This window comes from Pseudolactococcus yaeyamensis (assembly GCF_054658615.1).
In genome coordinates, this window is the sequence record NZ_BAAGGP010000122.1 from 1 (window position 1) to 5,825 (window position 5,825).

6 protein-coding genes are annotated in these 5,825 nt (G+C 41.1%); all 6 read left to right on the forward strand.

Translation table 11 applies throughout. The annotated features are described in order from the left end of the window. On the forward strand, positions 1 to 350 hold a 350-nt coding region (locus ACYQ21_RS14440; protein WP_460059286.1), incomplete at its 5' end, for a hypothetical protein. 395 nt (positions 351 to 745) lie between these two features. Next, positions 746 to 1,300 (forward strand): hypothetical protein, encoded by a 555-nt coding sequence (locus ACYQ21_RS14445; protein WP_460059287.1) that lies wholly within the window; start codon positions 746 to 748, stop codon positions 1,298 to 1,300. Positions 1,301 to 1,456: 156 nt separating this feature from the next. After that, positions 1,457 to 1,684 (forward strand): hypothetical protein, encoded by a 228-nt coding sequence (locus ACYQ21_RS14450; RefSeq protein ID WP_460059288.1) that lies wholly within the window; start codon positions 1,457 to 1,459, stop codon positions 1,682 to 1,684. A 16-nt stretch (positions 1,685 to 1,700) separates the two neighbouring features. Further along, a complete protein-coding gene (locus tag ACYQ21_RS14455) occupies positions 1,701 to 2,303 on the forward strand; it encodes a hypothetical protein (protein ID WP_460059289.1) in 603 nt (200 codons plus the stop codon). Between the two features lie 142 nt (positions 2,304 to 2,445). Next, on the forward strand, positions 2,446 to 2,556 hold the full coding sequence (locus tag ACYQ21_RS14460) for a type I toxin-antitoxin system Fst family toxin (RefSeq protein ID WP_460059290.1): 111 nt from the start codon (positions 2,446 to 2,448) through the stop codon (positions 2,554 to 2,556). A 274-nt stretch (positions 2,557 to 2,830) separates the two neighbouring features. Then, positions 2,831 to 5,825: MSCRAMM family protein (locus ACYQ21_RS14465; protein WP_460059291.1), on the forward strand; the 2,995-nt coding region annotated here is incomplete at its 3' end.

Consider the following 5,825-nt stretch of genomic DNA (forward strand, 5'->3'; position numbering starts at 1 on the left):
TTCACCAAAATATTAGAACGATTGGAGGCAGCATAATGGCGGATTTAACAAAATATTTAGCTGAAAAACCTAGAAAGAAGAAAAACAGAGAGGCGATTTCTGGAAGTAGAAAAGTAGAATTTTCTACCCCTAATGAGGCACCTAAAAAAGCGGCGACAAAAAGTATCAAAGTGACTGTGGAAACACACAAACAACTGATGATACTGAAAGCCGTGACAGGTCTATCAATCACAGAGATTGTTGCTGAGAGCGTGCAACAGTATGGCGAAAGCCATTTGAACCACAATCAAAGAAATCTATCTCAGTCTTTACTCGAGGATCCAGATCAACTGAGTTTAGACATCGACTGATAGCCTCAGAAAATATAGGTCATACTTGTATTTTCTGAAATGTAGACAAAGATTGTGCCTATATTTTAGAGAATGCAAGTCGTAAATTTAATGACATAGAAAGTGATGGTATTAAAATGTTTGATTCAACAACAACTGTTCAAGCTAATGATTACTGTACATCAAAAGAAGGGCGTACAAGACTTGAATCACTAGGCTACAAAATAACTGATATAGATAATATGGTCACTGTTAGTTGGAAAAATGAAGGGAGCTAGGCATTGGATAGTTTAAATCTTATTTTTAGAGTACTACGAAGAAAAATTTTATTCCTCTTGATAATAGTTGTCCTTGGTCTAGTGGTAGTTTTTCTTTTTAAGCCTACTCATTTCATCAAGTTTGTGGAAGAACGCAACATGACAAAGATTACTAAGGGACAACACTTTCTACCAGAGTACGAGACACCAGGAAAGAAAGTAGTGGCTGATATACTTACAGATGCTAAAAACCAATCAGAAGTTTTTGGTAGTAAAACCTACACGCTTGACCCTGATGCCAAAGAAACCAGCGATAAAAAAGAAGTTCAATTTGATAAATTTCTCTTTACAGAGCTTAGTTTGAGAGCTCTTGATACTAAGCATTATACAGAAATTAAATTTTCAACTGCTATGGATTTCGAGAAACAAGGTCTATCAGCCCTTCAATCAAATGTAGATTCTTTTAGGTATGACTATGATTCGAAAACAGGTCTGACAACACGAAACACTGAGTACTTGAAAAAAGATTTAGTTGGTCTATGTGTTGTTCATGACAGTAAAGACGTGACTGACAAAGGCACGTTAAAAATAAAAGATGGTTTGATGACTTGGGAAATGAACGAAGATGAGCTTAAACGTGTCAATGATAATACCTCTGACGATGATTTCTTCTTTTTCATCTTCCAGACGAAACCTAAAACGGCGATAAAATAATGAAAGATGGTGAAAATGGATAAGTACACCTATTCAGAATACTTGAAAGCAATGAGTAAAATTCCTAAAAATATAGTAAAAAAGTATAGTTTTCTATATAAAATGATACTTTTACACCAAAGATAAGCTAGAAATATGATAGAATGGAGGTAAGAAATGGCACTAACAAATGAGCTAGATAAGGTGATAGAACACCTTAAGCGAGAACAAAGGCGTGCGATACCATTTAGTGGCTTAGTATATGGTAGGTCGTTGACTAGACTTGGATTAGATGACGAGTTCTGGATGTCTGAATTACGTGAGCGGATACGTAGAAACGGGCATCCTAAATATGAACTGGTGCTTTATAAAACTATGCCGCTAGTTATCGTCGGAAATAATTAATAAAGGGAGAGAAAACATGAACTTGATCACAAGAATTCAAAATACAACGTTGAAACAACGTATTGTTGCAGGTGTCGTAGTCCTAGCCTTGATCGGCTTAGGTGCTGGTGTGACCGTACACAACAAAAATATTGCGACAAAAAAAGCTGAGGCTAAGCAAGAAAAACTTGCGGCGGATAAAAAAGCCAAAGAGAAAAAGGCTGCAGAGAAAGCGAAATTTGAGGCTGAAAACAAGGCTAAACTCAAAGCGTTAGCTGCTAAAAAAGAGGCTGAGACGAAAGCTAAGGCTGAAGCAGATGCCAAAGCAAAAGCAGAGAGTGAAGCTAAGGCTAAAGCTGAAGCAGAAAAAACTGCTCAAGCGCAAGCCGAACAAGCGCAGGCGGAACAACAAGCACAAGTTGTGGCGCAAGAACAGGCGCAAACTGAACAAGGTTACGCACAACCAGGCTATACTGAACCTGCTTATACAGCCTCAACCCCTCAAGCCCCTGCGCCTGCACAACCAACTGGTGGTGGCGGTACGCCGACTGATTGGTCACAAGAAGGATTGGATAAGGCTGAGTATGAGGCGAGCCAGAGAGACTACACGCAAGGATCTAATTCTCCTTGGGCTAAATAATTTATAATATTGAAAAAGGCAATCTCAAAATGGTTGCCTTTTAATTATTGTCGAAATTGTGATTAAACTAGCTATTTTTTATGCTATAATAATCTTTGGGCTCGCTACCTTACTATGTCGCAACATAGGAGGAGGTGTTGAAGTGATATATAGTCTAATAACGTTAATTATTATCCCGATTTTAGTCGGTCTAGTCATTGAGCTCGTCTCAATGCTGGTTGCTCGTTGGCTTGACGAGAAAGATGATAATTAAGGCGTGCCCTTCAAACAAGCCACACGCTAGTAGTCGCATCTAGTGAAAAAAGATACCCCAGAGATTGCCGTCTCTGGGGTATCTGTGTTGAAGTTCAATCTAATAACGTTTCGCTAAACTCATTATACCACTTTTTGAAATTTATTGTCAAATTTTGTTCAAAAATTGTTTTTGGACTTAAAACTTTAAACATAACCTGACCGAAAAGTCGTTAAACTAAGCATGAGAAATCTTTGACAGGTTTCTCTTTTTTTATCTTCAGAAAGGAGATTTTGTGAACAAACACAAGTTCAAAAATCAGCGACGGCAACGTAGAGTTTGGCTCTATATCGCCAGTCTATTCATGCTAGTCGCTGGTAGTCTACCGATGACCGCCATGGCGGAAATCGTCAATGGCACACAAATCGGGATAATCAACGGCAAGCCTGTCGTCAAGGCGCAGTCCAATGACATGTCCTCGGCGAGCTTTCAAGCGACTGTCAATGGTCTCTTAAAAGATACCAACACGGACGGTGTCAAGTATATCGCTGACAATATTTCTTGGCAGGGGAATACTTCGCTCTATAATGGGCAAAACCTTGATAGTTTTGGTTCTGCTGCTAGATTTTTCTTAGGCAATGATGGTTTTCTGCCTAGCGACCAAGCCATTCACATCAATAAAGGCGATTTTTTTATTGTTCAAAATGTTGGGACAATAAAAGACATCAATACAGGTCAAAATATTCCTGTATCGTTGGCAGTTACCAATAATGGTATTGCCCACGGGGCTGACGGTCAAACTAACGAGGATGCCATATTTGCCATTAAGAACCAAGGTGGCACAATCACAATCGGTGCGGTCACACCTGCCTCGGGCAATAGCTCAGGTAGTGGACAGTCGGAAAATGGTGGTGGCAGTGGCGGCGCTGTTGGCGACGGTTCAATGGTTGGTTTCATCGAAAAAGTGATGACTAATGTATCGCTTGTCCGCTCTGATAATGGACAAGCGATTCCTAACGATGAACTTCTCGTCGCCATGAAAGTCAGCGACGTCGATGCTAACCAATTGGCTGAGGTTGGCGCTAACGGCGCTATCGGCTACATCGTATCGCCTGACACTGCTTTGTCTGTTTCAGGTAACGGCTTGCGCTCAACCTCAAACGGCGCAAGTGTGACAGATTCAGCACTTTTGATGAACAACTCTTATGTTGTACTGAAACGCTTTAATTCATCAGGAGTTATCTATACTTATCAAGACGGTCAAGGCGATCATGCGGATATTGTTTTTGCCTTGTTTGGTAAGCTGTGGTTTGAATTGAACCTCGAGGGGACTTTCACACTAGACAAATCTTTGCTTGATTATGGCGATACAATGCCCAATAATCACTATGGTTTCAAACCGATTATCTTTGATATTTTTGATAGCGCAGGCAAGGACGTGGGCGACATCACAATCCCTGCGGACGGTAAACCTGTAGAAAGTCCTAAACTTAAAGCAGGCGACTACACCGTCAAAGAACGTGCCAACTCAGTCACTGCAGCGACAGGTCAGGTAGCTAATACCAAATCCTATAAGGTAACCGTCGTCGCAGGCAAAACAGGCAGCGCAGGGCCGACTGTTAAAGTGGATAATAAAGCCGTTATGGGGAAAATCACAATCTCTAAAACGCTCGTAGGCTATGGAAAAACGCTTCCTAACAACCTTTATAGTTTCGCAGGTATTAAGTATCAAGTGAAGTCGACAGATGGCAAATACACCGATACAGTGATCTTAGACAAGGACGGAAACGCAACGACTAAAAACTTGCCACTAGGCGACTATGACGTGCAAGAAATTGAAAGTTCAGTGACAGCTGCGACTGGTCAAGTTTATAATCCAACGGTTTATCATGCGACTTTGACTTGGAAAGACAATGCGACAGAGATTGTCACCACAACAGCCGCAACTGAAAATAAACCAGTTTTAGGCGAGATTTCAGTCACCAAAACGGGTGTTGAGTCTGGTTCTGACATGTGGCATGCGCATTACAGTCTGGAAGGCAATGAATTTAAACTCACAAGCCTGACAGACGGTAAGACTTACACTGCTAAGACGGATAAAGCAGGCAAATTTACCGTTAAAAATCTCCCCCTTGGCAAGTATAAGGTTGAAGAAACTAAAGCTAGTGCTGGTTTTGTCAATACCTTTAAACCTGTCGAAGTGACCTTGACGTGGAAAGACAACAAAACAGAAGTTGTCTATGGTACAGCGACTGGGACGAACCAAGAGGTTAAAGGTCAAAATCAGTTAGATAAAACGGACAAAGAGACAAACGCAACTGATTCTCGTGGTCAAGGCGATATGTCCAAAACCAAATATCAACTTTTTTATGGCGATGATGCGGTAGGTTCAGCGCCTCATAAACAAGACCAAGCTGTCAAACAAAATGACATCGCAAAATCCCCTTTTACCATTCTCAAAGGTAAAAAAGTAGCTTCTTACTATGCGGATGGCAAACTGGTCACTATCGGCGATAACCTTGTCTTACAGGTTGATGCCAAAGAGCTATCGGTCGCAGTAGGTAACCTAACAATCGGTAAATACTATTGGCGTGAAGTTGATGCGCCGATAGGCTATGCGCTTGACCCGAACAAGCATGCCTTTGAAATCGCTAAAAAAGATGACCAGACGACTAATATCGTCACGCCTAACACCAAATCTCAAGACCAACTGATTAAGGCTAAAATCAATTTCCAAAAATTAGTTGAAATACCAGGGGAATCGGCAGAATCAGGCTACAACGATATCAATTTCATTTTCACACCGATGAAAGGCACAAAAGCTGACCCTAAAGTTGTGACGACAGGCATCAAAGATGACATGGACGGCTATGGAGAAACCCTTCTTGAATACGGCGCATGGCAGATGTCAGAAGACCCTGAAACAGCGCCAGAAGGCTATGAGTTGATTAAGGATATTTATATCCATATGACGACGGACACTAAAACAGATGTCGTGACGATAACGGCTAGTTATAACGAAGATGGTTCAAAACCATTCTCTAAACGCCAATTCTATCAATCAGATAATTCTGGGAAAGCTAACACATCTATCTCAGGTTCAAAAGGTGGCACGATTACAGATAGCACGCCTTTCATTAGTCTTTCTAAACTGACATTTACGGATAAAGGTATCCGTGAGCCAGAGCCTTCTATCGATGTCGAAAAGACAAATGCGCCAATCACGGAATCAGGTGTCGGAAACAACGCTGATAAATCTAACAATCTCAGCGCAGGCGACCATGACACGC

Coding starts and splice junctions, on each gene's coding strand:
- ACYQ21_RS14450 (WP_460059288.1), top strand. CDS start 1,457: ATGGCACTAACAAATGAGCTAGATAAGGTGATAGAACACCTTAAGCGA.
- ACYQ21_RS14445 (WP_460059287.1), top strand. CDS start 746: ATGACAAAGATTACTAAGGGACAACACTTTCTACCAGAGTACGAGACA.
- ACYQ21_RS14455 (WP_460059289.1), top strand. CDS start 1,701: ATGAACTTGATCACAAGAATTCAAAATACAACGTTGAAACAACGTATT.